Annotated in this window: 22 protein-coding genes; 12 read left to right on the forward strand and 10 right to left on the reverse strand. The window is 63.7% G+C overall.

Annotated features, from left to right (window positions below; all coding sequences use genetic code 11):
- Positions 1-553 precede the first annotated feature (553 nt).
- The gene (locus JQ641_RS23055) at positions 554-1,894 is read left to right on the forward strand and encodes a Rieske 2Fe-2S domain-containing protein (protein WP_211998198.1); all 1,341 of its coding nucleotides are present in this window, start codon (positions 554-556) and stop codon (positions 1,892-1,894) included.
- Positions 1,895-2,019: 125 nt separating this feature from the next.
- On the opposite strand, the gene JQ641_RS23060 is transcribed toward JQ641_RS23055, so the two are convergent.
- From JQ641_RS23060 to JQ641_RS23070, 3 genes are all read right to left on the reverse strand, one after another.
- Positions 2,020-3,627, reverse strand: a complete 1,608-nt coding sequence (locus JQ641_RS23060) for a Na+/H+ antiporter (RefSeq protein ID WP_211998199.1) — start codon at positions 3,625-3,627, stop codon at positions 2,020-2,022.
- A gap of 69 nt (positions 3,628-3,696) precedes the next feature.
- Positions 3,697-4,071 (reverse strand): nuclear transport factor 2 family protein, encoded by a 375-nt coding sequence (locus tag JQ641_RS23065; RefSeq protein WP_211998200.1) that lies wholly within the window; start codon positions 4,069-4,071, stop codon positions 3,697-3,699.
- 32 nt (positions 4,072-4,103) lie between these two features.
- Positions 4,104-4,478, reverse strand: coding sequence for a nuclear transport factor 2 family protein (locus tag JQ641_RS23070; protein ID WP_211998201.1), 375 nt, complete (start codon positions 4,476-4,478; stop codon positions 4,104-4,106).
- Between the two features lie 100 nt (positions 4,479-4,578).
- On the opposite strand from JQ641_RS23070, the gene JQ641_RS23075 reads away from it, so the two are divergent.
- The 3 genes from JQ641_RS23075 (at position 4,579) to JQ641_RS23085 (ending at position 8,607) form a co-directional block, all read left to right on the forward strand.
- Positions 4,579-5,007, forward strand: a complete 429-nt coding sequence (locus JQ641_RS23075) for a GFA family protein (protein ID WP_211998202.1) — start codon at positions 4,579-4,581, stop codon at positions 5,005-5,007.
- A 219-nt stretch (positions 5,008-5,226) separates the two neighbouring features.
- A complete protein-coding gene (locus tag JQ641_RS23080; RefSeq protein WP_211998203.1) occupies positions 5,227-7,047 on the forward strand; it encodes a caspase family protein in 1,821 nt (606 codons plus the stop codon).
- Between the two features lie 354 nt (positions 7,048-7,401).
- A complete protein-coding gene (locus tag JQ641_RS23085) occupies positions 7,402-8,607 on the forward strand; it encodes a serine hydrolase domain-containing protein (protein ID WP_211998204.1) in 1,206 nt (401 codons plus the stop codon).
- 66 nt (positions 8,608-8,673) lie between these two features.
- Here JQ641_RS23085 and JQ641_RS23090 read toward each other — a convergent pair whose 3' ends face one another.
- Together JQ641_RS23090 and JQ641_RS23095 are read right to left on the reverse strand one after the other, a co-directional pair.
- On the reverse strand, positions 8,674-9,363 hold the full coding sequence (locus tag JQ641_RS23090; RefSeq protein WP_211998205.1) for a DUF1345 domain-containing protein: 690 nt from the start codon (positions 9,361-9,363) through the stop codon (positions 8,674-8,676).
- Position 9,364: 1 nt separating this feature from the next.
- Positions 9,365-10,285, reverse strand: coding sequence for a polyprenyl synthetase family protein (locus JQ641_RS23095; RefSeq protein WP_211998206.1), 921 nt, complete (start codon positions 10,283-10,285; stop codon positions 9,365-9,367).
- A 187-nt stretch (positions 10,286-10,472) separates the two neighbouring features.
- Between JQ641_RS23095 and mtgA the strand changes: the two genes are divergently transcribed.
- From mtgA to JQ641_RS23110, 3 genes are all read left to right on the forward strand, one after another.
- The gene (gene mtgA, locus JQ641_RS23100) at positions 10,473-11,150 is read left to right on the forward strand and encodes a monofunctional biosynthetic peptidoglycan transglycosylase (protein ID WP_211998207.1); all 678 of its coding nucleotides are present in this window, start codon (positions 10,473-10,475) and stop codon (positions 11,148-11,150) included.
- 157 nt (positions 11,151-11,307) lie between these two features.
- Entirely contained in the window at positions 11,308-11,493 is a 186-nt protein-coding gene (rpmF, locus tag JQ641_RS23105; RefSeq protein ID WP_027540899.1) for a 50S ribosomal protein L32, read from the forward strand.
- 144 nt (positions 11,494-11,637) lie between these two features.
- On the forward strand, positions 11,638-12,255 hold the full coding sequence (locus JQ641_RS23110) for a hypothetical protein (RefSeq protein WP_211998367.1): 618 nt from the start codon (positions 11,638-11,640) through the stop codon (positions 12,253-12,255).
- A 25-nt stretch (positions 12,256-12,280) separates the two neighbouring features.
- Here the strand turns inward: JQ641_RS23110 and JQ641_RS23115 are convergent, their stop codons facing one another.
- Positions 12,281-12,568 carry a hypothetical protein gene (locus tag JQ641_RS23115; protein WP_211998208.1) on the reverse strand — a complete coding sequence of 96 codons (288 nt, stop codon included), beginning with the start codon at positions 12,566-12,568 and terminating at the stop codon, positions 12,281-12,283.
- Positions 12,569-12,812: 244 nt separating this feature from the next.
- On the opposite strand from JQ641_RS23115, the gene JQ641_RS23120 reads away from it, so the two are divergent.
- Positions 12,813-14,504, forward strand: a complete 1,692-nt coding sequence (locus tag JQ641_RS23120; RefSeq protein WP_211998209.1) for a bifunctional diguanylate cyclase/phosphodiesterase — start codon at positions 12,813-12,815, stop codon at positions 14,502-14,504.
- A gap of 182 nt (positions 14,505-14,686) precedes the next feature.
- Here the strand turns inward: JQ641_RS23120 and phaR are convergent, their stop codons facing one another.
- Positions 14,687-15,286 carry a polyhydroxyalkanoate synthesis repressor PhaR gene (phaR, locus tag JQ641_RS23125; RefSeq protein ID WP_211998210.1) on the reverse strand — a complete coding sequence of 200 codons (600 nt, stop codon included), beginning with the start codon at positions 15,284-15,286 and terminating at the stop codon, positions 14,687-14,689.
- Positions 15,287-15,600: 314 nt separating this feature from the next.
- Between phaR and JQ641_RS23130 the strand changes: the two genes are divergently transcribed.
- The 3 genes from JQ641_RS23130 to yddG all read left to right on the forward strand — a co-directional run bounded on the left by JQ641_RS23130 (position 15,601) and on the right by yddG (position 18,807).
- Complete coding sequence (locus tag JQ641_RS23130) at positions 15,601-16,779, forward strand: acetyl-CoA C-acetyltransferase (protein WP_211998211.1); 1,179 nt, start codon at positions 15,601-15,603, stop codon at positions 16,777-16,779.
- A gap of 265 nt (positions 16,780-17,044) precedes the next feature.
- Positions 17,045-17,770, forward strand: a complete 726-nt coding sequence (gene phbB / locus JQ641_RS23135) for an acetoacetyl-CoA reductase (RefSeq protein ID WP_211998212.1) — start codon at positions 17,045-17,047, stop codon at positions 17,768-17,770.
- A gap of 161 nt (positions 17,771-17,931) precedes the next feature.
- Positions 17,932-18,807 carry an aromatic amino acid exporter YddG gene (gene yddG / locus JQ641_RS23140; protein WP_211998213.1) on the forward strand — a complete coding sequence of 292 codons (876 nt, stop codon included), beginning with the start codon at positions 17,932-17,934 and terminating at the stop codon, positions 18,805-18,807.
- Positions 18,808-18,898: 91 nt separating this feature from the next.
- Here the strand turns inward: yddG and JQ641_RS23145 are convergent, their stop codons facing one another.
- Both JQ641_RS23145 and gloB read right to left on the reverse strand, forming a co-directional pair.
- Positions 18,899-19,345 carry a cupin domain-containing protein gene (locus JQ641_RS23145; protein WP_211998214.1) on the reverse strand — a complete coding sequence of 149 codons (447 nt, stop codon included), beginning with the start codon at positions 19,343-19,345 and terminating at the stop codon, positions 18,899-18,901.
- Positions 19,345-20,112: a hydroxyacylglutathione hydrolase gene (gene gloB, locus JQ641_RS23150; RefSeq protein WP_211998215.1), complete on the reverse strand. Its 768-nt coding sequence runs from the start codon at positions 20,110-20,112 to the stop codon at positions 19,345-19,347. Before gloB ends, JQ641_RS23145 begins: the two co-directional genes overlap by 1 nt.
- 209 nt (positions 20,113-20,321) lie before the next feature.
- Between gloB and JQ641_RS23155 the strand changes: the two genes are divergently transcribed.
- Positions 20,322-21,065: a class I SAM-dependent methyltransferase gene (locus tag JQ641_RS23155; RefSeq protein ID WP_211998216.1), complete on the forward strand. Its 744-nt coding sequence runs from the start codon at positions 20,322-20,324 to the stop codon at positions 21,063-21,065.
- Between the two features lie 71 nt (positions 21,066-21,136).
- On the opposite strand, the gene JQ641_RS23160 is transcribed toward JQ641_RS23155, so the two are convergent.
- Positions 21,137-21,898 (reverse strand): DUF4167 domain-containing protein, encoded by a 762-nt coding sequence (locus JQ641_RS23160; RefSeq protein WP_211998217.1) that lies wholly within the window; start codon positions 21,896-21,898, stop codon positions 21,137-21,139.
- Positions 21,899-22,341 lie beyond the last annotated feature (443 nt).

A 22,341-nucleotide genomic window follows, 5' to 3' on the forward strand; every position in this document is an offset into this window, starting at 1 on the left:
CGTGTGGTCCTGGCGCCCGTTGCAGGTGTCAAGCTGTCGGATAAGCGTGAGCGGAAACGATAGCGACGGAGTCAACCAAGAACTCGTCTCCGGGGAGATCACGGCATAAGCCGTAAAGCCATTGCGCAGGGAAGGCCGGGTGTTCTCCGCTGCCCTGTATGCTCGTGTGCAGCCTATTTAGTGCAAACCGCACACGAGACCGCGGGTGCAGCGCGCACCCGGTCTTCCCTGCGCCCTCTTACTTCGAGGGCAAGGAGTTTCTGGCAAAGCTCGGGCGCAGTGCGTCGCGAGAATGCGAACGCTTATTTTGAATTGAAACCCATGCAAACAAACTTCACGTCGTCCCGGACAAGCGAAGCGCGATCCGGGACCCATACGCCGCGGCGGTTGTTGTTACGCACGATGATCGAAGACTTCCTTCAACAAGAGATGACCGGGGTTATGGGTCCCGGCGTTCGCCGGGACGACATCCTGGTTCGAGGTGTCCGTTGACGCCTCGCCCTCCCTGCGCCAAGCTTACCCAAAATCAAAACAAGACTCCGGAGGTCACGCCATGCTCCGCGCGGAAGACAACAGGTTCCTGATCGAAAGCGGCGCAGGAACGGGGATGGGCGAATTGCTGCGCCGGTTCTGGATGCCGGTGCTGCTGTCGGCGGAACTGCCTGAGGCCGACGGCACGCCGAAGAAGATCGTGGTCATGGGCGAGGAGCTGCTGGCGTTCCGCGACACGCGCGGCGTGGTCGGCGTCATCGATCAGTATTGTCCGCACCGCGGCGCCAATCTCTGGCTCGGCCGCAACGAGGAATGCGGCATCCGCTGCGTCTATCACGGATGGAAGTTCGACACGTCAGGCAATTGCGTGGACATGCCGACCTCCTATCCCGATCTGAATGCAAAAGACCTGATCAAGATCAAGTCCTATCCTGTGCGCGAATGGGGCGACATGATCTGGGCCTATATGGGCCCGGCGGACCAGATGCCGGAACTGCCGGCGCTGGAAATGGCGCTGCTGCCGGCCTCGCACCGCTACGTCACCAAGAAATGGCAGGACTGCAACTGGGTGCAGGCGCTGGAAGGCTCGATCGACACCGCGCATTTCACCTTCGCGCATCTCAGCTTCGAGAAGGAAGAGAACGAGATCCTCGACATCAAGAAACATTTTGTGAATCCGCTCACGCGCGTTGCGACCGACCACATGCGCTGGATCGCCGAGGACCCGCGCCCGGTGATCAAGATCAGCCCGCACGCGGCCGGCCTCACGGTTGCCGGCGGGCGGCTCACCGGGTCCGACAACATCTACTGGCGCATCGCCCAGTTCCTGATGCCGGTGCATGCCTATGCGCCGAGTTCGATGCCCGGCGAGAACATTTTTGGTCAAAGTTTTGTACCGGTGACCGATACCAGCTGCTGGATCTACACCTATGCCTGGAATCCCGAGCGACCGCTGACGCAGGCCGAGCGCGACGGCTACGACCGCGGCAACGGGGTGATGTCGGAGGTCGACGAGAACTACATTCCGCTGCGCAACAAGGCCAACGACTATCTGATCGACCGCAAGCTGCAGAAGACAAAAAGCTACACCGGCATCAAGGGCGTCTCCGAACAGGACGCCGCGGTGCAGGACAGCCAGGGCCCGATCGCCGACCGGACGCGAGAACATCTCGGTCCGACCGATCTCGGCATCATGCATTTCCGCAAACTGGTGATGGAGGCCGCCCGCGCGCTGCAGCAGGGCGAGGCTCCGCCGCATGCCCGGCATCAGGACCGCTACACCGTCCGCTCCGGCGCCTGCGTGACCAGCAAGACGAAAGACCTCACCGCCGTGATGATCGAGCGCTTCGGCGATGCGGCGGGGTTCGTCGGCGGTCCCGGGCGGAACGTTGCGGCGGAGTAAAAACGCGTGAGCCAAACTGGCTGTCATCGTCCGCGAAGGCGGACGATCCAGTACTCCGCGCATTCTCGGATCTATCACTGATGGCGGCGATTACTGGATGCCCGCCTTCGCGGGCATGACAAAACCTACAACGGAATCCTTCGATACTCCCGGTTGCTCAAACTCGCTTCCTCCAGATCGAGGTCGCGCTCGATCCGGCGCCTCGTCTCGTCGGTGATCTTGCCGTCGCGCAGCAAGGCGTGAATGAATCTACGTTCCGTCGCGATCAGCTCGCGCGTCAGGTCGGTGCCGGCCGCCGAGGCGTCCTCCACATCGGGATTGAACGAATCGGGCAATTGATTGGTGCGGGATTCGTGCCGTGCGCGGAGCAGCTTGACGACTTCGTCGGTCAATTCGCGGTCGTTGGTGATGGCATCGAGCGATTTGAGCGCGGCATCGAGCGCCTCGCGCCGCGCGGCGATTTCGGCTTCGTGCTCGGCGATGTGTTCGCTGCGGCCGGCCTGCGCCAGACCGAGCCACTGCACCAGCAGCGGCAGGCCCGACCCCAGTCCGACCAGGGTGATGAAAATGACGCCGAAGGACACGAACAGGATCAGGTCGCGATGCGGGAACGCGTCGCCATTCGGCAGCGCAAGCGGCAGTGCCAGCGCCGCGGCAAGCGACACCGCGCCGCGCACACCGGTAAAGGCGATCACGAAGGTGTTTCGCCATGGCGGGCTGGGATCGCGCGCCCGCAGGCGCGGGTTCAAGAGGCGCGGCAGATAGATGGCAGGAAAGACCCAGGCGAACCGCGCGACGATCACGATGACCGTGACCAGCGCGGTGGCGAACAGGATCTCGTCCAGTGGGAACGCCTTCGATTTCTCGAACAGCGAGCGCATCTGGAAGCCGGTCAGCAAGAACAGAAAACCCTCGACCAGATAGATCACGAGGTCCCAGAAGAAGATGCCCTGCAGGCGCGTCGCCGACGAGATCAATAGCGGCCCGTTCCAGCTCATATAGAGCCCGCAGGCGACGGTGGCGATCACGCCGGAACCGCCGAGATGGTGCGGAATCCAGAAGGCGAGGTAGGGCGTGATCAGCGATAGCGTGATCTCGACCTGCGGATCGCGGGCGCGGTGGCGCATGCGCAGGCTGAGCCAGCCCACCGCGAGACCGAACAGCAACTCGCCGACGACGATGACGGCGAAGGTGCCGGTGGCCTTCGGCAGCGAGAACATGCCGGTCAGGATCGCCGCGACCGCGAAGCGATAGAGGATCAGCGCGGTCGCATCGTTGACGAGGCCCTCGCCCTCGAGCACGACCAGGATCCGGCGCGGCATGCCGAGCTTGCGGGCAATGGCCAGCGGCGCCACCACGTCGGGCGGCGCGACGATGGCACCCAAAAGGAAGCCGACGGTCCATGGCAGCCCGATCAGGTAATGCGTGGCGGCGGCGACCGCGAAGGCGGTGAAAATCACGCAGCCGACCGCCAGCAGCGTGATCGGGCGGAGATTGAATTTGAATTCGCGCCAGCTCATGGCGACGCTGGCCGAATAGATCAGCGGCGGCAGCACCACCAGCAGCACCAGTTCCGGCGGCAGTTCGATCGACGGCATGCCCGGCACGAAGGCGAGCACGATGCCGACGAGCATCATCAGGATGGCCGACGCGACATTGATTCGCCGCGCCAGCAGTGCGGTACCCGCCAGCACGGCAAGCAGGATCAAAAAGATCTGAAACTTGGTGTCCATGATCTCCCCAATTCGCAGGGAAACCCCTTGGACGTCAATCCGGTCGGTTGGACCCGCGGACGGGGGAGGCTACCCGCGCAGATCGTAGCGGTAGGACTTCGAGACGATCTTCCAGCCGTCGGCGAGCTTCATCGCCACCAGATAGTCGGTGAAGTAGAGCGGCGGCAATTGGCAGCGCACCTTGATGAAGGCGGTGGATTCATCCGAACGGTCGATGGTGACGATGAAATCCTCGCGCGGCTTGCCTTCGGCCTTCGCCGACGGCCGCTTGCGGAAGTAATCCAGCCAGTCGGGCATGGCGGGGACCTTCAGCCTGCCCTTCTCCAGCGAGCGCAAATCGGCGGAGGGGTGGAAGATCGCGCCGAGCTTGTCGACGTCGCCTTCGTAGACGGCGTCGAAATAATGCTGGACCACGGCTTCGACGGTCGAACGGTCGTAGCTCACGGCGCGTTCTCCTATGCAGGCTTAATCAGGCATCACTCGCGCAGATCATAGCGATAGGATTTCGAGACGATCTTCCAGCCGTCCGAGAGCTTCATCGCCACCAGATAGTCGGTGAAATAGCGCGGCGGCAATTGGCAGCGCACCTTGATGAAGGCGGTGGATTCGTCCGAGCGGTCGATGGTGACGATGAAATCCTCGCGCGGCTTGCCTTCGGCCTTGGCTGACGGGCGCTTGCGCACGCGGTCCAGCCAGTCTGGTACGGTCAGCACCTGCAATTCGCCCTTCTCCACCCAGCGCAAATCGGCGGTGGGATCGAAGATCGCGCCGAGCTTGTCGGCATTGCCTTCATACAGGCCGTCGAAATAATTTTGGACGACGGCTTCCACGCTCGATCGGTCTTCGCTCACAATAGTCCTCCCAGGATGCAGGATTGTTCGAGTTGAAGTAAGCCACGAACAGATGCATTGCGCTATCGATGAGTTCAAGACCGCAGCAGGGAATTGAATCATGACGGGTTCAGCGAATTCGAATGCTCGCATTCTGGCCGGAGAATGCTTCTGCGGCGCGGTGCGTTACGCGGTGGCCGATTCATTCGAATATGCCCTCAATTGCCATTGTTCGAATTGCCGGCGGACCACCGGGTCGGCGTTCAAGCCGTTTGCCGGCATTGCGCGCGACAGGCTCAGCATCACCGCGGGTGACGATATCGTGATGATCCATGGCGACGATGCCGGCCACAACGCGCACTGCCGGCGATGCGGCTCCTTGCTCTATTCGGTGGTGCGCGACGGCGCCTTCGTCCATGTCGCGATGGGGACGCTGGTCGATGCTCCCTCGATCCGCCCGTCCGCCCACATCTTCGTGGGTTCCAAAGCGTCCTGGTTCTCCATCACCGACGATTTGCCGCAGTACCAGGGTCACGTTGTCCCGCGCTGAACGCCCTGAATGGGCGTAGCAATGGCGGGACGAGGCTGGCCGGATGAGCCCGGCGTCAAACATGCCCTGCCAACGGGCGAACCCGTGGCCTGTTTGCCGGATTGGCGGTAAAATGGCGGCGCGATCCGGGTCGATGCGGTTCGTGACCCAACTCACAAAGCCGGCCCTATGCCCGTGATAGGTATATCCGGTGCGAAAGTGCGAGGCTCCGGAAGCGTCATGATCAGGTCTGGATCTCTAAAATTGCATCGATGGGTGCTTGCCGCCGCGGCGCTGCTGGCTGTGTGCCAGCCGGCGTTTGCCGAGAAGCGCGTCGCCCTGGTGCTGGGCAATTCCGCCTACAGGAATGTCCCGCAGCTTGCCAATCCGGTTAACGACAGCGCCAGGATCGCCGCGACGCTGAAGGAGGCCGGCTTCGATGTCGTCGATTCCCGCCGCGATCTGCCCGCGGCCGAAACCCGGCGCGCGCTGCGCGACTTCGCCGACCGTGCCCGGGATGCCGACATCGCCGTCGTCTATTACGCCGGCCACGGCATCGAGGTGGACGGCTCGAACTATTTGATTCCGGTCGATGCAAAACTGGAGCGCGACACCGACGTTTACGACGAGGCCCTCTCGCTGGATCGCGTGCTGATCGCGATCGAGCCGGCCAAGAAATTGCGGCTCGTCATTCTCGATGCCTGCCGGGACAATCCGTTTGCCAAGACCATGAAGCGCACGGTTGCCTCGCGCGCGATCGGGCAGGGCCTCGCCAAGGTGGAGCCGAGCAGCCCGAACGTGCTGATCGCCTATTCGGCCAAGGCCGGGTTCACCGCAGCCGATGGCGACGGCCAGAACAGCCCGTTCACGGCAGCGCTGTCGCGCCATATCGCGACGCCGGGGCTCGACGTGCGCCGCGCTTTCGGATTTGTCCGCGACGAAGTGCTCAAGACCACCGGCAACCGGCAGGAGCCGTTTGTCTATGGTTCGCTGGGCGGCGAAGACGTGCCGCTGGTGCCGGCCCCTGCCAAACCGGCGCCCGCCGCCGCCGCAGCGCCTGCGCCCGCGCTCAGTGCGCAGGCGGAAGCCCGCCGCGATTACGAACTGGCGCTTCAGCTCGGCAACAAGAACGCGCTCGATGCCTTCCTCAAGCAATATCCCGACGGCTTCTATGCCAGCCTCGCCAAGCTGCAGCTCGACAAGATCGCCGCCGAGGAAATCCGCATCGCCGCCACCGAGAAGGCGCGGCTGGCCGAGCAGGAGCGGGCACGGCTGGTCGCCGAAGGGGCTCAGAGATCGGAGCAGTCGAAGGCCGAGGCCGATGTCAGGGCCGCCGAGCAGGCGCGCATCGCCGCCGAAAAAGCCAAGCAGATTGCGCAGGACCAGGCTGCAGCGGCCGAACAGAAGCGCCTCGCGGCTGAAGCACCCGCGCCCGCCAAGGAACTTGTCAAGGAAGCTGTCAAGGAAAAGGCCGTCAATCTCGCGGCTCTGCCCCCCGCAGCGGCACCGACCGACGTCACCAAATCGGTGCAGGCCGAACTGCGCCGTGTCGGCTGCCTGACCGGCGCCGCCGATGGCGACTGGAACGCAGCTTCGCAGCGCTCGCTGACGCTGTTCAACCGCTACGCCGGGACCAGGCTCGATGCCAAAATGGCCAGCGTCGACACGCTCGATGTGATCAAGCTGAAACCGTCACGCGTCTGTCCGCTGGTCTGCGAACATGGCTTCAGGGCCGATGGCGACCGCTGCAGCAGGATCACTTGCGCCCAGGGGTCGGTGCTCAACGACGACAATGAATGCGAAAAGCGCCGCGCCAACAAGCCGGTGGCCAAGCGCGATGCCGATGATCGCCCCGAGCGTCCGGTGCGGGAGCGGCCGCGGCCCGAGGTGAGTGCGCCCAGGCCTCAAGCATCGCCTCAGGCATCCGGCCGGGCATCTGGCCAGGTCGTGTGCGATCAGGGCGGCTGCCGTTCCGCGAACACCGGTTGTCGCGTCGAGTACAGGACGTTTGAGGCGGGCGGCCCCTATCCAAGCGGCGGCAATATCCAGATATGCCGCTGACCAGGACGCGGACTCACTAGCCCGCAGCCATAGCCAGATCGCACGGCTTGATAGCAGACCACTCATTTCATTGTCGGTGAGTTCGTCGCGGATGATTCGGCCCCTCGATTTAGGGGCCTTGAATCATCGGCAGGTGGGCTCAGGCCGCGAAAGCGGACGCGTTATGCTCGCTTTGAGTTTTGTCGTGCGTGACCCAAAGCGGACATTCGCACATCCCCTGACGGGCTATGTCTCCGCTACGGTAGGCCGTCAGCATGCCAGCGGGACCAGACCACGTCAAACCAACTTGATTTGCTTTGCAAACGCGCCGTTCCCGGGCGATTTGGCGTCGTCTCAACGAACGAGGGTGTGTTCATGGCCAATCCTGCACCGACGAATGCCGCTGATGACACCGATCCGGAGCGGGCGGCTCCGAAGATCTGGAACACGACACCCGAAAACCAGGCGCCGACCTTCCGCAACCAGGACCAGGTCTGGCCGCACCGCGTCATCCGGCGCGGCGACGCAGTGCGGCCATTGCCACCGCACGCCCGTTCGCTCGCGGACCTGACCTTTGAGGTGGGTGGGGTCCGCGTCGGCCTCAGCGACCACATGGCCCGCTGCCGCACGGCCGGACTCCTGATCCTGAAGCGTGGTGAGATCGCGCTGGAGCGCTACGGCATGGGCAACGGCCCGGAAAGCCGGTGGGCCAACATGTCGACCGCGAAATCGATCACGGCGACGCTCGTCGGGGCTGCGCTCCACGATGGCGCGATCGGCAGTCTTGACGATCGCTGCGAGCAATACCTGCCGCGGCTGCGCGGCTCCGCTTACGAGGGCGTCACGATTCGTAACCTCTTGCGGATGTGCTCCGGTGTGGCCTGGCGCGAGAAAAACGATGCAGACGGACGCTCAGAGGACTATCGCCTCGGCAGGGCCATGGTGAGCCGGCGTCCAGGCTCCGTCCTGGACCTGCTATGCAAACTGCCGCGCGCTCATCCGCAGGGCGCCGTCTTCAACTATTCGACCGGCGAGAGCTGCCTGATCGGCGCGCTGGTCGTGGCCGCAACAGCCCGGCCCTTGGCCGACTACTGCGCTGAGAAGATCTGGGGACCTGCCGGCATGGAGGCCGACGGGCATTGGCAACTCGAGTCCGAGGGCGGCCTGGAGCTCGCCGGGTTTGGCGTCAGCGCGCGCCTGCGCGACTTCGGCCGCTTCGGCCAGCTGGTGCTGGAGGATGGCGAAGCCTTCAATGGGCGGCGGGTGCTTCCGCCCGGCTGGCGCGATCTCGCCGGTCAGCCCGACAGCGCCGCCACCGGCTTCGGTCGGCTCATGCCCGGTTCGCCGTTGGGATACGGCTACCACTGGTGGGCGATGCCGCCCTTGCCGGGCGGCGTCAGCAACGGTGTCTTTTCGGCGAATGGCGACTATGGCCAGATTATCGTCGTCAATCCGGCCGAGCATGTGGTCGTCGCAATCCAGAGCGCGTGGCGTCAGCCTGACGACGGCGACGCCAAGCTCGAAATCGTTGCGATGATCAGAGCTGCGGTGCGTGCGCTCCGAACGGAGCCAGCGTCGTAGGCCCGGGAGCGGCGACGTCCTCGCTACCCTGGCCGACTCGCAGCAACCGACTTTATGATACGCACCCTAGATCGCACTCGCGGCGATATTGACCATCAGCGCGACCAGCGCGGTATTGAACACGAACGAGATGACGCCGTGCACGGTAGCGGTGCGGCGGATGATCTTGTCGGTGATCCCGACATCGGAAACCTGCGCGGTCATCCCGATCACGAACGAGAAATAGACGAAATCCCAGTAATCGGCGTCCTCATGCTGGTCGCCGCTCGGAAACTGCAGGCCGCCCGGTTTGCCGCCGCGGTAATATTCATGCGCGTAGTGCAGCGAGAACGCCGTGTGTACCGCCGCCCATGACAAAGCGATGGTCACCGTTGCCAGCACCAGTCCCGGCGCGCTGCGGTTGGAGGCGCCGAGTTCGAACACGATGGCGGCGATGCTGGCAAACGCGCCGAGCGCCGTCAGCAGCAGAATCAGGAAACGGCCGTCGTCCTGCAGCGCCGCGTTGCGGCGGATGTGCAAGATGCCGCTGCGAAACACCATGGTGAAAACCAGCGCCAGATACAGCGCGACGAAGATGTCCCAGCTGACCAGCAGCCGCGTTACCAGCCGCAGCGAGCCCGGCAGCAAGAAGAACGCAACGATACCGACTGCGATCGCGATGAAGGTGCGTGGCCGCCCATAGACCACACGGAGCAGAACCGGCTTTTTCCTGAACCGGTCGACGAATTCGTCGGGTTCCTTCTTCTGCGATGGCACGTCAGCTCTTGCGATCGGCGACGAAGCGCGACGCGGCCTTCAGCACGTCACCCTTGGCGCCGAAGATCGACAGCGCGGAATCCGCGCGCGCCAGCAGGTCGCGCACGCGCTGCTTGGCGCCGTCGATGCCGAGCTGGGTGACAAAGGTGGTCTTGCCGAGCGCCGCATCGGCGCCGGCCGGCTTGCCGAGCGCTGCGGCGTCGCCTTCGACGTCGAGCAGATCGTCGGCGATCTGGAACGCCTCGCCGAGCGCGCGGCCGTAATCGTCGAGCGCCTGATATTCCTGTTGCGTGGACTGGCCGAGGATCGCGCCCGCGATGCAGCCATAGCGCAGCAGCGCGCCGGTCTTCATCTGCTGCAGCCGCGCCACGTCGACCGGCTCGCGGTCGCCGAACCGGCCTTCGCCGGCGAGGTCGAGTATTTGTCCTCCGACCATGCCGCCGATCCCCGAGGCGCGGGCGAGCGCACGGGTCAGCAACAGGCGCACGGTGGGATCCGAATGAATCTCGTCGCGGGTCACGATGTCGAACGCCAGCGTCAGCAGGCCGTCGCCGGCGAGGATCGCGGTGGCATCGTCGGTCTTCTTGTGCAGGGTCGGACGGCCTCGGCGCAGGTCGCTGTTGTCCATCGCCGGCAGATCGTCATGGATCAGCGAATAGCAATGGATGCATTCGAGTGCGGCGCCGGCCAGCAGCGCGGCGTCGCGCGGAACCCCGAACACGGCCGAACTCTCGACCACCAGAAACGGCCGCAGGCGCTTGCCACCGCCGAGGCTTGAATAGCGCATCGCGTCCATCAGCCGCTTCGGCCGCGCGATCTCGTCTGATAACAGCGTATCCGACAGCAGCTTCGCCAGCAGGGCCTCGGTATCTTCGGCGGTCTGATCCAATCGTGTGGTAAAATCGGCAGTGGCGGTCGTCATTTAAGAAAGGCTCCAGATCAATTTTGCCGGACAATCGTTGATGGCACGGCGTCAGTCAATTCCGCTTCCCGGCTTGAGCCGCCTTAAAAGTGCTGGAAAACCCACGAAATATCATGGTGATGTCACCTACTAAGGGGTCTCTTGACCGATCCCTACGCCGGCTCGGCTGAACCGGAAGCATCCGAATTTGCGCTTTGTCCGAATCCTATTGCTGATTTTGCTGGTGCTGCTGCTGTTGCCCTATCTGGTGACGCCGTTCTATCGCACCGGCCACCCGGTCTCGACGCTGATGGCCTGGCGCTGGCTCAAGGGCGCGCCGGTGTCGCGGCAATGGATCGATTTCAAGGCGATTTCGCCGGCGCTGCCGCGTTCGGTGGTGGGCTCTGAGGACGCCAAATTCTGCGCCCATCGCGGGGTCGATTGGAGCGCCCTGCAGGATGCGATCGAGGATCACGAAGAGGGTGAGAAGTCGGGCGGCGGCTCGACCATCACCCAGCAGGTGGCCAAAAACCTGTTCCTGTGGCCGGGCCGCAGCGTGGTCCGCAAGGCGCTGGAACTGCCGCTGGCGATGTGGATCGACCTGGTGCTGTCCAAGCAGCGGATTCTCGAGATTTACCTCAATATCGCCGAACTCGGCCCCTCCGGGCAGTTCGGCGCCGAGGCAGGGTCCCAATACGCGTTCGGCCGTTCGGCTGCGGCCTTGTCGCCGCGCGAGGCGGCCCTGCTGGCGGCGATCCTGCCCAATCCGGTCAGGCGCAGCGCCCGTAATCCCGGCCCCGGGGTGCGGCGTCTGGCCGGCACCTACATGGCCCGGGCCAATGCATCCGCGCTGCAGCGGTGCTGGAGCGAAAATCGTGCATTTTGAGCCAATTTTCGGCCGATTTAACCTTGGCAAAGCCTAGCTTTACGTCATCCCTTCCTCTATAAGCGCGGCCTTATCGGCATCGCAGCCCGTGCTTTGAAGCGCTGGGCGGTCCGCTACCTAGCACGATGCCCTCCGACAACACCCCTAGAGGACCGTTATGGCCGTTCCCAGAAGAAAAACATCGCCCTCGCGGCGTGGCATGCGCCGCTCGGCGGACGCCCTGAAGAAGCCGACCTATGCCGAAGACAAGGATTCGGGCGAATTGCGCCGTCCGCACCACCTCGACCTGAAGACCGGCATGTACAAGGGCCGGCAGGTTCTGAAGGCCAAGAAGGAATCCTGATCGGGCCCAGGCTTGGCGCGGCGATTTAGCCGTGCCTGCCTGAATTCGGCCAACGGATGGGGTAAGACGGTTCCCGGTGGCGAAGCGCGATGCTTCGCCTTAGGAGCGTTCAAGTTTCCTTTAGTTAAGGCCTCGCCGATGTCCATGGTCGGATTTCCGCTACTCCTGATTCCGCTCGCGATCTACAACATCATCGCCTTCCTGATGCCGGAGGTTTCCTTCGGCGTTACGCTTTTCAAGCTGACGCTGATGTCGGGCGTGGAATGGCAGGTGACGCTGAGCGACGTCCTGATCGCTGTCGGCATCTTCCTGTTGATGTTCGAAGTCATCAAAGGCGCGCGTCCCGGCGCGAAATATCTCACCGACCATCTGCTGTCGCTGATCGTTTTCGGTGCGGCCGCTGCCGAATTCGTGCTGTGGCCGAAGTTCGGCACCTCGACATATTTCCTGCTGACGGCCCTCGCGCTGGTCGACTTCCTGTCCGGTCTTGCCTTGCGCACGCGGCGTCGCGCGGTCGCGGCGCCTGCAGTGTCTGCCAAGGGCACCAGAAAACCCGAGCCGCCAGTGGCCGAGCCGAAGCCTGAGCCTGCGCCCGCACAAGCGACAGCGCCGCCCGCGGCATCGGTCGCGGAATCAGTGTTGCTGGATCGCCCCGAACCGGCGCCCACGCCTGAAGTCGCGCCCCATGCGGCCTCGCCGGAAGTCCCCTCGCCGGGGATACAGCCAGGCAGCGGTACGACATCGGACAAGCCGCCGCGCTGACCGGTCGTCGGATCAGATTTCTTGCTCAGATGACCTGCCGGGTCCGCCGCGCCACGCTGCGGCGTTCCTGCGGGTGTGCGCCATAGGCGGCCTGCGCATCCTCGATCGAGGCGCGTCGCATGCAGCGGGTTTGTGGGGCCTGGTCGGCGGTCGCGATCAGTTGGGTCAGAAAGGTGGGGTCGGGTCGCGCCATGGTCGCTTTCCGCGACCAGTGCACCGTTTGGGTCACCGGCACGAGCGCGACACAGGCCGACGCGTCGGCGTCGGAGACGTCTACGTCCAGGATATCTTCTGATCGTTCGGTATCCAGCATCGCACACCGCAACCGGCTAAAACTGTCACGTTTTGGGACGTGAAACCCTACTTCGATCTGCTCCTCGCAAGGCCTATGCCGATGCGTCCCGGTTGGTTCCCTCAAGGTTTGCGACAGCCGTAAAACGTGGTTTCCAGATTATTTATGAACTTTGCCTAGCCTCTGATTCGATAGAACCACTATCCTCAGGCTAGCCAGAATCACCTTACGTGTCTTTGGGCTGTCCCGAATCGAGGCGACTTTGATGTCCGCTGTCCCGCAAGCCTCCAGCATCCTCGCTTCGCTCGGGCAGGCCACGTTCGTCTGGGATCTCGCCGCCGACAGCATCGCCTGGAGCGGCAACGCCGCCTCCATCTTTACCGACATCGCCCCGGAAGCGCTGGCCAGCGGCGCCGCGTTCGCCAAGCTGATCGAGCCGAAAGGGTCGATCCGGTCAGACGCGCTGGGTCACACGGCCCCGGCACGCGGCGGCGAGGGTGTCGCCTACCGGGTTGAATATGGCGTGCGAGCCTCGACCTCCGCGCCCGTGATCTGGATCGAGGAAACCGGCTGCTGGTTCGCCGGCGCCGACGGCAAGCCGGCGCGCGCGCAAGGCGTCGTCCGCGTCGACAATGAGCGCCGCGCCCGCGACGAGCAACTCGTGCGGCTCTCGCGGCACGACCCGCTGACCGGCGAACTCAATCGCACCCACCTGATCGCTGCGCTCGCCGAGGCGATCGAGGAAGCCGCGCGCTTCCGCTCGTCCTGCGCCTTCATGCTGATCGGCATCGACCATCTGGCGCGCGTCAACGACGCTTTCGGCTTCGATGTCGCCGATGGCGTGATCGCGGAAGTCGGAAAACGCATTCGTGCGCGGCTGCGCGGCGGCGACGTGCTCGGGAGATTTTCCGGCAACAAATTCGGGCTGATCCTGCGCAACTGCACCGTCGACGACACCAATGTCGCGGCCGAGCGGTTTCTCGCGGGCATTCGCGACGAGGTGGTGCCGACCGTATCAGGACCGGTGTCGGTCACGGCGTCGATCGGCGCGATCAGCATCCCGCGTTACGCCCGCAGCGCCGATGAGGCCGTCACCCGCGCCCAGGAAACGCTGGATGGCGCCAAGAGCCGCCGCGCCGGATCGTTCTCGCTGTGGAAGCCGAATGTCGAACGCGACGCGCAGCGCCGCGTCAACATCCGTGTCACCGATGAAATCGTTACCGCGCTGAACGAGCGCCGGATCGTGACCGCGTTCGAGCCGGTGGTCGAAGCGCGCTCGCGCCAGCCGGCGTTCTACGAATGCCTGGTGCGGATGGAGCAGGCCAACGGCCAGGCGTTGCTGGCACCGGATATCGTCCCCGTCGCAGAACGACTTGGCCTGATCCGGCTGGTCGATCACCGCGTGCTGGAACTCGCGGTCGCCGAACTCGCGGCGTCACCGAACGTGCAGCTCAGCCTCAACATCTCACCCGACACCACGATGGATCCGGACTGGTCGGCCTCGATCGAATCCCTGATGCGTGCGCATCCGGGCGTGGCCGAACGGCTGATCGTGGAAATCACCGAGACCGTGGCGATCCAGGATATCGACGACATCAGAGGCTTCGTCACCCGCTTGAAGAATTTCGGCAGTCGGATCGCGATCGACGATTTCGGCGCCGGCTACACCTCGTTCCGCAATCTGCGCAAGCTCGGCGTCGATATTGTGAAAATCGACGGCGCCTTCGTGCAGAACATCGCGCGCTCGGCCGATGACCGCGCCTTCGTGCAGACGCTGATCGATCTGGCGCGGCGGCTGCAGATCAAGACCGTGGCCGAATGGGTGCAGGACGAAGAGTCCGCGGTCATGCTGCGCGAATGGGGCTGCGACTACATCCAGGGCCGCCTGATCGGCCTCGCGTCACCGGAGCGGCCGTGGGCCGTGCCGGCCGAGACGGTGCTGCCGGCGGCGAGTTAAATTCGTGCGCTGAACTTTCAGCCGTCGTCCCGGACAAGCGAAGCGCGATCCGGGACCCATACGCCGCGGCTTATCGATGAGGCGCGGTGGTAGACGCCTTCGCACAACAATAAAGATTTGTGGTTATGGGTCCCGGCCTTCGCCGGGACGACGTATGGAGAGAGACGAGCGAGACGAACGTCTCACTCTTCCTTCTTCGGCTCTTTCGACATGCGCTCGAGGCGGTCCTGCATGTCTTTCATCTGACGGCGAAGGTCGTCGATATTGTCTTCGCTGGCCGCAGGCTCCGGCGCTTTCTCGGGTTCGGCCGACGTCGCGCCGCCGCGCGGCGGCACGAACGGCTTGAACATCGAGAACGTCTGCTGAAACAGTTCCATGTTGCGGCGGACGTGTTCTTCGAGCGGTGCGAACGGCGTTCCCGAGAACGTGTTGGTGAGCTGCTTGCGGAACTTTTCCTGTTCGCGCGTCAGCGTGTCGATCGATTGTTCCAGATATTTCGGAACCACCATCTGCATGCTGTCGCCGTAGAAGCGGATCAGCTGGCGCAGGAACGTGGTCGGCAGCAGATTTTGCCCCGCCTTGTTTTCCTGTTCGAAGATGATCTGCGCCAGCACCGAGCGGGTGATGTCATCGCCGGTCTTGGCGTCATAGACGAGAAAATCCTCGCCATCCTTCACCATCGCTGCGAGATCCTCGAGCGTCACATAGGTGCTGGTGCCGGTATTATAGAGCCGCCGGTTGGCGTACTTCTTGATCGTGGTGGGTTGTTCTGACTTCGCCATGGCCATGGGGCTCACACATCGATACCGAGAGCGGGGGAACCCGACGGCATCGCCGGCGGGCAGACGAGCAACGCAACGCAGCAAAGTAAGCATTTTCAATGCGGCTCGGCTACCGTTTTGTGCGGCACGGTTAATTCCAAGGCATGGGTACTGCTATGGAAACTGCCAGGGACGCTATTTTGAATGCGCCGCGGCGTGATTTTCCCCTCTGGCCGATTGACACAGGATGCCTAGGTTAACAGGATAGTCCCAAGAGACAGGCCCGCCATCCGGCCGCCCGCCGTCGAGAAACCTCAAGCTCACAGGAGATGTCCATGTCAGACGATGTCGTCATCGTCAGCGCCGCCCGCACCCCGGTCGGCAGCTTCAACGGCGCGTTCGCCACCACCCCGGCCCATGATCTTGGCGCCATCGCCATCAAGGCCGCGCTGGAGCGGGCTGGCATCGAGCCGGGCCGTGTGTCCGAAGTCATCATGGGCCAGATCCTGACCGCGGCGCAGGGCCAGAATCCCGCCCGCCAGGCCTCGATTGCGGCCGGTATCCCGGTGGAAAGCCCGGCCTGGGGCGTCAACCAGCTCTGCGGCTCGGGCCTGCGCACCGTCGCGCTCGGCTATCAGGCGCTGCTCAACGGCGATTCGGAAATCGTCGTCGCCGGCGGCCAGGAATCCATGAGCATGGCCCCGCACGCGCAATATCTGCGCGGCGGCGTCAAGATGGGCGGCCTCGAGCTGGTCGACACCATGATCAAGGACGGCCTGTGGGATGCCTTCAACGGCTACCACATGGGCAACACCGCCGAGAACGTCGCGCGGCAGTACCAGATCACCCGCGCCCAGCAGGACGAGTTCGCGGTTCATTCGCAGAACAAGGCCGAGGCCGCGCAGAAGGCCGGCAAGTTCAATGACGAGATCGTCCCCGTCACCATCAAGTCGCGCAAGGGCGACATCATCGTCAGCGCCGACGAATATCCGCGCCATGGCGCCACCGTCGATGCGATGGCCAAGCTGAAGCCCGCCTTCGAAAAGGACGGCACGGTCACCGCCGGCAGCGCCTCCGGCATCAATGACGGCGCCGGCGTGGTGGTGCTGATGACCGCCAAGCAGGCCGCCAAGGAAGGCAAGAAGATCCTCGGCCGCATCGCGTCCTGGGGCCAGGCCGGCGTCGATCCCAAGATCATGGGCACCGGCCCGATCCCGGCTTCCCGCGCCGCGCTGAAGAAGGCCGGCTGGAATATCGCTGACCTCGATCTGATCGAGGCCAATGAAGCGTTCGCCGCGCAGGCCTGCGCCGTCAACAAGGACCTCGGCTGGGATACCTCCAAGGTCAACGTCAATGGCGGTGCGATCGCGATCGGCCATCCCGTCGGCGCTTCCGGCGCCCGCGTGCTGGTGACGCTGCTGCACGAAATGCAGAAGCGCGATGCCAAGAAAGGCCTCGCCACGCTGTGCATCGGCGGCGGCATGGGCATTGCCATGTGCATTGCACGCGACTGAACCGTAGCGTTTTCAAGCGAAGTGGATACCGGTTCGCGTCAAGAAAACGCGTACAGATAAAAGGCAGACAGGATGCGTTGTTGATGAAAACTTCATCTGTCAACCACGGCTCAAATCGATAAAACTGAAATGCCCGGTCTTGCGCCGGGCATTTTCATCTCTGGTGCGTTATCGAGTGAGTAAACGCGCCGCACTTTGAAGAGCAGGCTTCGTCAAAGACCGGGACAATTCCGGCTCGTAAAAAGACCACCAAGGAGGACTACGCATGGCACGTGTTGCATTGGTTACGGGGGGCACGAGGGGCATTGGTGCTGCGATCAGCAAATCGCTGAAGGCGGCAGGCTACAAGGTTGCGGCGAGCTATGCCGGCAATGACGCCGCGGCCGAGAAGTTCAAATCGGAGACCGGCATTCCCGTTTACAAATGGGACGTCAGCTCGTTCGACGCCTGCGCGGAAGGCGTCAAGAAGGTCGAGGCCGATCTTGGCCCGGTCGACGTGCTGATCAACAATGCCGGCATCACCAAGGACGGCGCCTTCCACAAGATGACGCTCGAGCAGTGGAACGCGGTCATCAACACCAATCTCGGCTCGCTGTTCAACATGACCCGCCAGGTGATCGAAGGCATGCGCGCCCGCAAGTTCGGCCGCGTCATCAACATCTCCTCGATCAACGGCCAGAAGGGGCAGTTCGGCCAGGTCAATTACTCGGCGGCCAAGGCCGGCGACATCGGCTTCACCAAGGCCCTTGCGCTGGAGAACGCCAAGGGCGGCATCACCGTGAACGCGATCTGCCCCGGCTACATCAACACCGAAATGGTGCAGGCGGTGCCGAAGGACGTGCTGGAGAAGAGCATCCTGCCGCTGATCCCGGTCAATCGCCTCGGCGAGCCCGAAGAAATCGCCCGCGCGGTGGTCTTCCTCGCCGCCGACGAGGCCGGCGCCATCACCGGCTCGACGCTGACGATCAACGGCGGGCAGTACATGGTGTGATTGCTGCGGTCCCGTCGGATCGCTCGCAGCCACCGTATCAAGAAGTCGTCATGCCCGGCCTTGTGCCGGGCATCCACGTCTTTACAACGACGTTAGAAAAACGTGGATGGCCGGGACGAGCCCGGCCATGACGCCAAGAAATTTGACCATTGCCGGACAGGATGACTCCCCGTACCGCCACACTTATCGGACTGACCGCGATCCTGATGTGGTCGCTGTTGTCGGTCCTGACGGTTGCGACCGGGAAAATTCCGGCGTTTCAGCTCGCGGCGATGACGTTCGCGATCGGGGCGGCGGTCGCTTTCATCAGCTTCATCTGGCGGCCCGCGGCCTTCGGCGCGTTACGGCAATCGCCGACCGCGTGGGTGGTCGGCGTCGGCGGGCTGTTCGGTTATCACGCGCTGTATTTCCTGGCGCTGCGCTTTGCGCCGCCCGCCGAAGCCGGGCTCTTGAATTATCTCTGGCCGCTTTTGATCGTGCTGTTCTCGTCGCTGCTGCCCGGCGAGCGGCTGGCGGCGCATCACATCGTCGGCGCGCTGCTCGGTCTTGCCGGCACGGTGTTGCTGTTGTCAGGCAACAGCGGCGGCGGCTTTGCGCCGGCCCAGATTCCGGGACTGGCCGCGGCCTTCGTCGCCGCCTTTGTGTGGGCGGCCTATTCGGTGATGTCGCGCAAGCTCAAGGCGGTGCCGACCGACGCGGTGGCCGGCTTCTGCCTCGCCACCGCACTGCTCGCGGCTCTGGTCCACGGCATGGTCGAGACCACGGTCTGGCCTGAAACGTCAGGGCAATGGCTTGCCATTATCGCACTCGGCGTCGGCCCGGTCGGCGCTGCGTTCTTTACCTGGGACATCGGCATGAAGCGCGGCGACATCCGGGTGCTGGGCGCGGCATCGTATGCGACACCGCTACTGTCGACCGCGTTCCTGATTCTCGCAGGCTTTGCCACGGCGAGCGCTACGATTGCGATTGCCGCGATCCTGATCGCCGGCGGCGGCCTGATCGCGGCCAAGGATATGGTGTGGAAGCGCAGCCCGTAGGGTGGGCAAAGGCGCTCTTGCGCCGTGCCCACCATCGATCCGCGATTGTAGCTCAATGGTGGGCACGCTCCGCTTTGCCCACCCTACAAAATCACTCCGGCTCCCAATCCTTCGGCGCCATCTCGAATGTCGCAAAATCGAATCCCGGCGCTACCGTGCAGCCGACCAATGTCCAGTCGCCGGTGCTCTCGGCGGCTTGCCAGGTGTCGGGCGGCACGATCGCCTGCGGCTGCTCGCCGGCGGCGAGATTCGGGCCGAGCCTGAAACTCCATTGCCCGTCATCGTCGGCGATTTTCAACGTCAGCGCGCTGCCGGCGTAGTAATGCCAGGCCTCGACGGCATCGATGCGATGCCAGTGCGAACGCTCGCCGCGCGCCAGCAGGAAATAGATCGCGGTGGACCGCGAACGGCCGCTGGCATCGGTGCGGGAATCGCGAAACGTCTCGCGATAATGCCCGCCCTCTGGATGCGGCTTCAGCTCGAGCCGCGCGATGATCTCGGCGGCACTTGTCTCGGCAGTAATTGCCGGGAGCGTCATCAGGACTTGTTCTTGCGTTCACGCAACTCGCCGAACACGTCGGCGGCGTTGGCGCCCTTCATGTGCAGCTTGGCGGCAACCGACGGCTCATCGGCGCGCAGGAACACGTTGGCCTTCTTTTCCTCGCCAAGCAGCGTTGGAATCGTCGGCTTGTTCTCCGCGCGCAACTTCGTCACTTCCGCGGCACGCGCGACCAATGCGGCATTGTCAGGCTCGACCGTGAGCGCGAACTTGACGTTGGAGGCGGTATATTCGTGGCCGCAATAGAGTTTGAAATCATCCGGCAGCGCGCGCAGCTTGAGCAGCGAATCCCACATCATGGGATAGTCGCCTTCGAACACCCGGCCGCATCCGATCGAGAACAGCGTGTCGGCGGCGAACAGCGCCTTCTCGCTGTCGAACACATAGGAGATGTGGTCGAGCGTGTGGCCGGGCGTTTCCAGCACGCGCACCAGGAGGCTGCCTACCTTGATGACGTCGCCATGGGCGGCGCGCAGATCGACATTGGCGATCGCGGCGGACTTGTCGTGCGGGGCGACGACGCGGCAATTGTACTTCTGCTTCAGCTCGGCGACGCCGCCGACATGATCGTGGTGGTGATGGGTGATCAGAATATCCGTCAGCGTCCAGCCTTCGCGTTCCAGCGCCTCGAGGATGGGGCCGGCTTCCGGCGCGTCGATCGAGGCGGTCGCTTTGGTCGCGGGATCGTGGATCAGATAGCCGAAATTGTCGTTGAGGCAGGTAAAGGTGCGAATTTCCGAAGCCATGGTATCTCCACGAACAGTATGAGTGATTTCTTGCCTGAGCATGATCTCTTCGGAAAACCGGGGCCCGCCCCACCATCGAAGTGCGGGGCGCGCCTTTCCCGATCAAGCTCTAACACGCCACATATGGGCAGGAAATATGGCGTTAACGCTCCTGCGGCAATGCAAATTTCCGCACCCCGCGGGGAATAGCGGCGTGATAGATTGAACCCATGACCATCGACGTCATCGACCTCCGCGATTTCTATTCGCGCCGCCTCGGCATCGTGGCGCGGCAGCTGATCAATCGCGGCATCCGGGCGCGATGGCCTGATGCGGATGGGCTTCGCGTACTGGGGCTAGGTTACCCCACGCCCTATCTCGGCCTGTTTCGCGAAGATTCCGAACGCTGCATCGCGTTCATGCCGGCGGCGCAGGGTGTGCTGAAATGGCCGACGGCGCGGCCGGCGCTGGCGACCCTGATCGATGAATTCTCGATGCCGTTGCCGGACGCCGCGGTGGACCGTGTGCTGTTGGTGCATGCGCTGGAAATGTCCGACGATCCGGAACGGCTGCTCCGCGAGGTGTGGCGCGTGCTGGCGCCGTCCGGCCGCCTGATTGCGGTGATTCCCAATCGCCGCGGCGTGTGGACCCGCACCGACAACACGCCGTTCGGGCACGGCCGGCCCTATTCGCGCGCGCAGATCACGCAATTGCTGCGGCAGACCTGGTTCACGCCGACGGCGTGGAGCGAGGCGCTGTTCCTGCCGCCGGTCGGCAAAGGCTGGTTCCTGCGTTCGGCGATGGCGTGGGAGCGCGTCGGCGCGGCGCTGTCGCTGCCGTTCGCCGGCGTGCACATCGTGGAGGCGACCAAGCAGGTCTACCGTGCGATTCCCGCGCACCGCGAACGCACGCGTCTGATTCCGTCGCTGCAGCCGGTGCTGGTGCCGTCGTCGACGACGGCGACGCGGGGATGAAAAAGGGCGGGCACGCTTGCGCGATGCCCACCCTTTGAAAACTGCCTGTGCGCAGCTGGCGCTAGCGCTACTTACTCATTCCCCGGATTGAAATCTTCGCTCGGGACCGGCGCGGCGGCTGCGTTGTCGGGACGCGGGCCGTGCGGCCGGCGGCGCCGGCGCGGGAAACGTTCACCGCCGCCATTGCCTTCGAAGGCGCCGGGCGCGGCGTTCACCTGCGGCTGCGGCCCGGTGATGAAAGACGGCAGACGATCGACGCCGCCGGTATCGGCAATCACCGGCTGCGGCTGGGGCTGCGGCTGATATTGCGGCTGCGGACGATGTTCGCGTTGTTCGCGATGATGCTCGCGCGGCTGCTGGTCGCGGTCGCGCTGGAAGGGTTGCCCCTCACGCGGCTGAAAATCGCGCTGCTGATTGTTCTCGCGCGGCACGAACGGCTGTTGCTGCTGCGGCACGAAGCCCGGCTCCTGGCCGAAATGGTTGAAGTTCTCGCCCTCGTCCTCGTGCTCCTCGGGCGGCATTTCGTTTTCGGTGCGCGGCTGCGGCTGGTTCTGCCGGAATTGCTCCTGGGCGGCCGCGATCAGGCGGAAATAATGCTCGGCGTGCTGGTAGTAATTCTCGGCCGCAACCGGGTCGCCGGATGAGCGTGCGTCGCGCGCCAGCTGGACGTATTTCTCCGCTACGTGGGAGGCGGTGCCGCGAATCTTGATATCGGGTCCGTTCGATTCGAACACCCGGGTCATCGGGTTTTGACCGCGCCGGTTATTATTATTGTTGTTATTATTGTTGTTATTCCGGTTACGCATCCGCTTGTTGTTCTGACCGTTTCTCATGTCTTGCCTTTATTCCAGCCCTGAAGTTATGCCGTTGCCGTCGTAGCCTCACCGGACCGGGCACACGACTGTGCGCACCGATTCACGGTGTCGTTCAAATTCATGACGTCGATTTCGCCAACCCTCGCGTTCAACAAGGACGCGTTCCCCAACCGCCGGCCTTCACAGCCAGCCGGACCAAATTACTTAGCCTGCCAAAACCAGCCCAACAGAAACACGCCCGACCGAAACAAGCTCAACAGCCGCTGGAGCACAGGCTCTACGTAACTGTTTTGCGTGACTGTTTCTTGCGTAGGTCTTCAAGCGCAATATCAGGCTTTCGTTCGCTTTGCGGTCGAGAGCAGCACAGCTCAGGCTATTGCGCTCGATTGGACCTGCGTTTTGGAACCTTTCACTCGGCGGGCTCTCGTTTCGAGAACTCAGGCCCCCACCCGTTATTACGG

The organism is Bradyrhizobium sp. JYMT SZCCT0180 (assembly GCF_018130165.1).
Classification (GTDB): domain Bacteria; phylum Pseudomonadota; class Alphaproteobacteria; order Rhizobiales; family Xanthobacteraceae; genus Bradyrhizobium.

Coding starts and splice junctions, on each gene's coding strand:
- JQ641_RS23055 (WP_211998198.1), top strand. CDS start 554: ATGCTCCGCGCGGAAGACAACAGGTTCCTGATCGAAAGCGGCGCAGGA.
- JQ641_RS23060 (WP_211998199.1), bottom strand. CDS start 3,627: ATGGACACCAAGTTTCAGATCTTTTTGATCCTGCTTGCCGTGCTGGCG.
- JQ641_RS23075 (WP_211998202.1), top strand. CDS start 4,579: ATGACGGGTTCAGCGAATTCGAATGCTCGCATTCTGGCCGGAGAATGC.
- JQ641_RS23080 (WP_211998203.1), top strand. CDS start 5,227: ATGATCAGGTCTGGATCTCTAAAATTGCATCGATGGGTGCTTGCCGCC.
- JQ641_RS23085 (WP_211998204.1), top strand. CDS start 7,402: ATGGCCAATCCTGCACCGACGAATGCCGCTGATGACACCGATCCGGAG.
- JQ641_RS23095 (WP_211998206.1), bottom strand. CDS start 10,285: ATGACGACCGCCACTGCCGATTTTACCACACGATTGGATCAGACCGCC.
- rpmF (WP_027540899.1), top strand. CDS start 11,308: ATGGCCGTTCCCAGAAGAAAAACATCGCCCTCGCGGCGTGGCATGCGC.
- JQ641_RS23110 (WP_211998367.1), top strand. CDS start 11,638: ATGGTCGGATTTCCGCTACTCCTGATTCCGCTCGCGATCTACAACATC.
- JQ641_RS23115 (WP_211998208.1), bottom strand. CDS start 12,568: ATGCTGGATACCGAACGATCAGAAGATATCCTGGACGTAGACGTCTCC.
- JQ641_RS23120 (WP_211998209.1), top strand. CDS start 12,813: ATGTCCGCTGTCCCGCAAGCCTCCAGCATCCTCGCTTCGCTCGGGCAG.
- phaR (WP_211998210.1), bottom strand. CDS start 15,286: ATGGCGAAGTCAGAACAACCCACCACGATCAAGAAGTACGCCAACCGG.
- JQ641_RS23130 (WP_211998211.1), top strand. CDS start 15,601: ATGTCAGACGATGTCGTCATCGTCAGCGCCGCCCGCACCCCGGTCGGC.
- phbB (WP_211998212.1), top strand. CDS start 17,045: ATGGCACGTGTTGCATTGGTTACGGGGGGCACGAGGGGCATTGGTGCT.
- yddG (WP_211998213.1), top strand. CDS start 17,932: ATGACTCCCCGTACCGCCACACTTATCGGACTGACCGCGATCCTGATG.
- JQ641_RS23145 (WP_211998214.1), bottom strand. CDS start 19,345: ATGACGCTCCCGGCAATTACTGCCGAGACAAGTGCCGCCGAGATCATC.
- gloB (WP_211998215.1), bottom strand. CDS start 20,112: ATGGCTTCGGAAATTCGCACCTTTACCTGCCTCAACGACAATTTCGGC.
- JQ641_RS23155 (WP_211998216.1), top strand. CDS start 20,322: ATGACCATCGACGTCATCGACCTCCGCGATTTCTATTCGCGCCGCCTC.
- JQ641_RS23160 (WP_211998217.1), bottom strand. CDS start 21,898: ATGAGAAACGGTCAGAACAACAAGCGGATGCGTAACCGGAATAACAAC.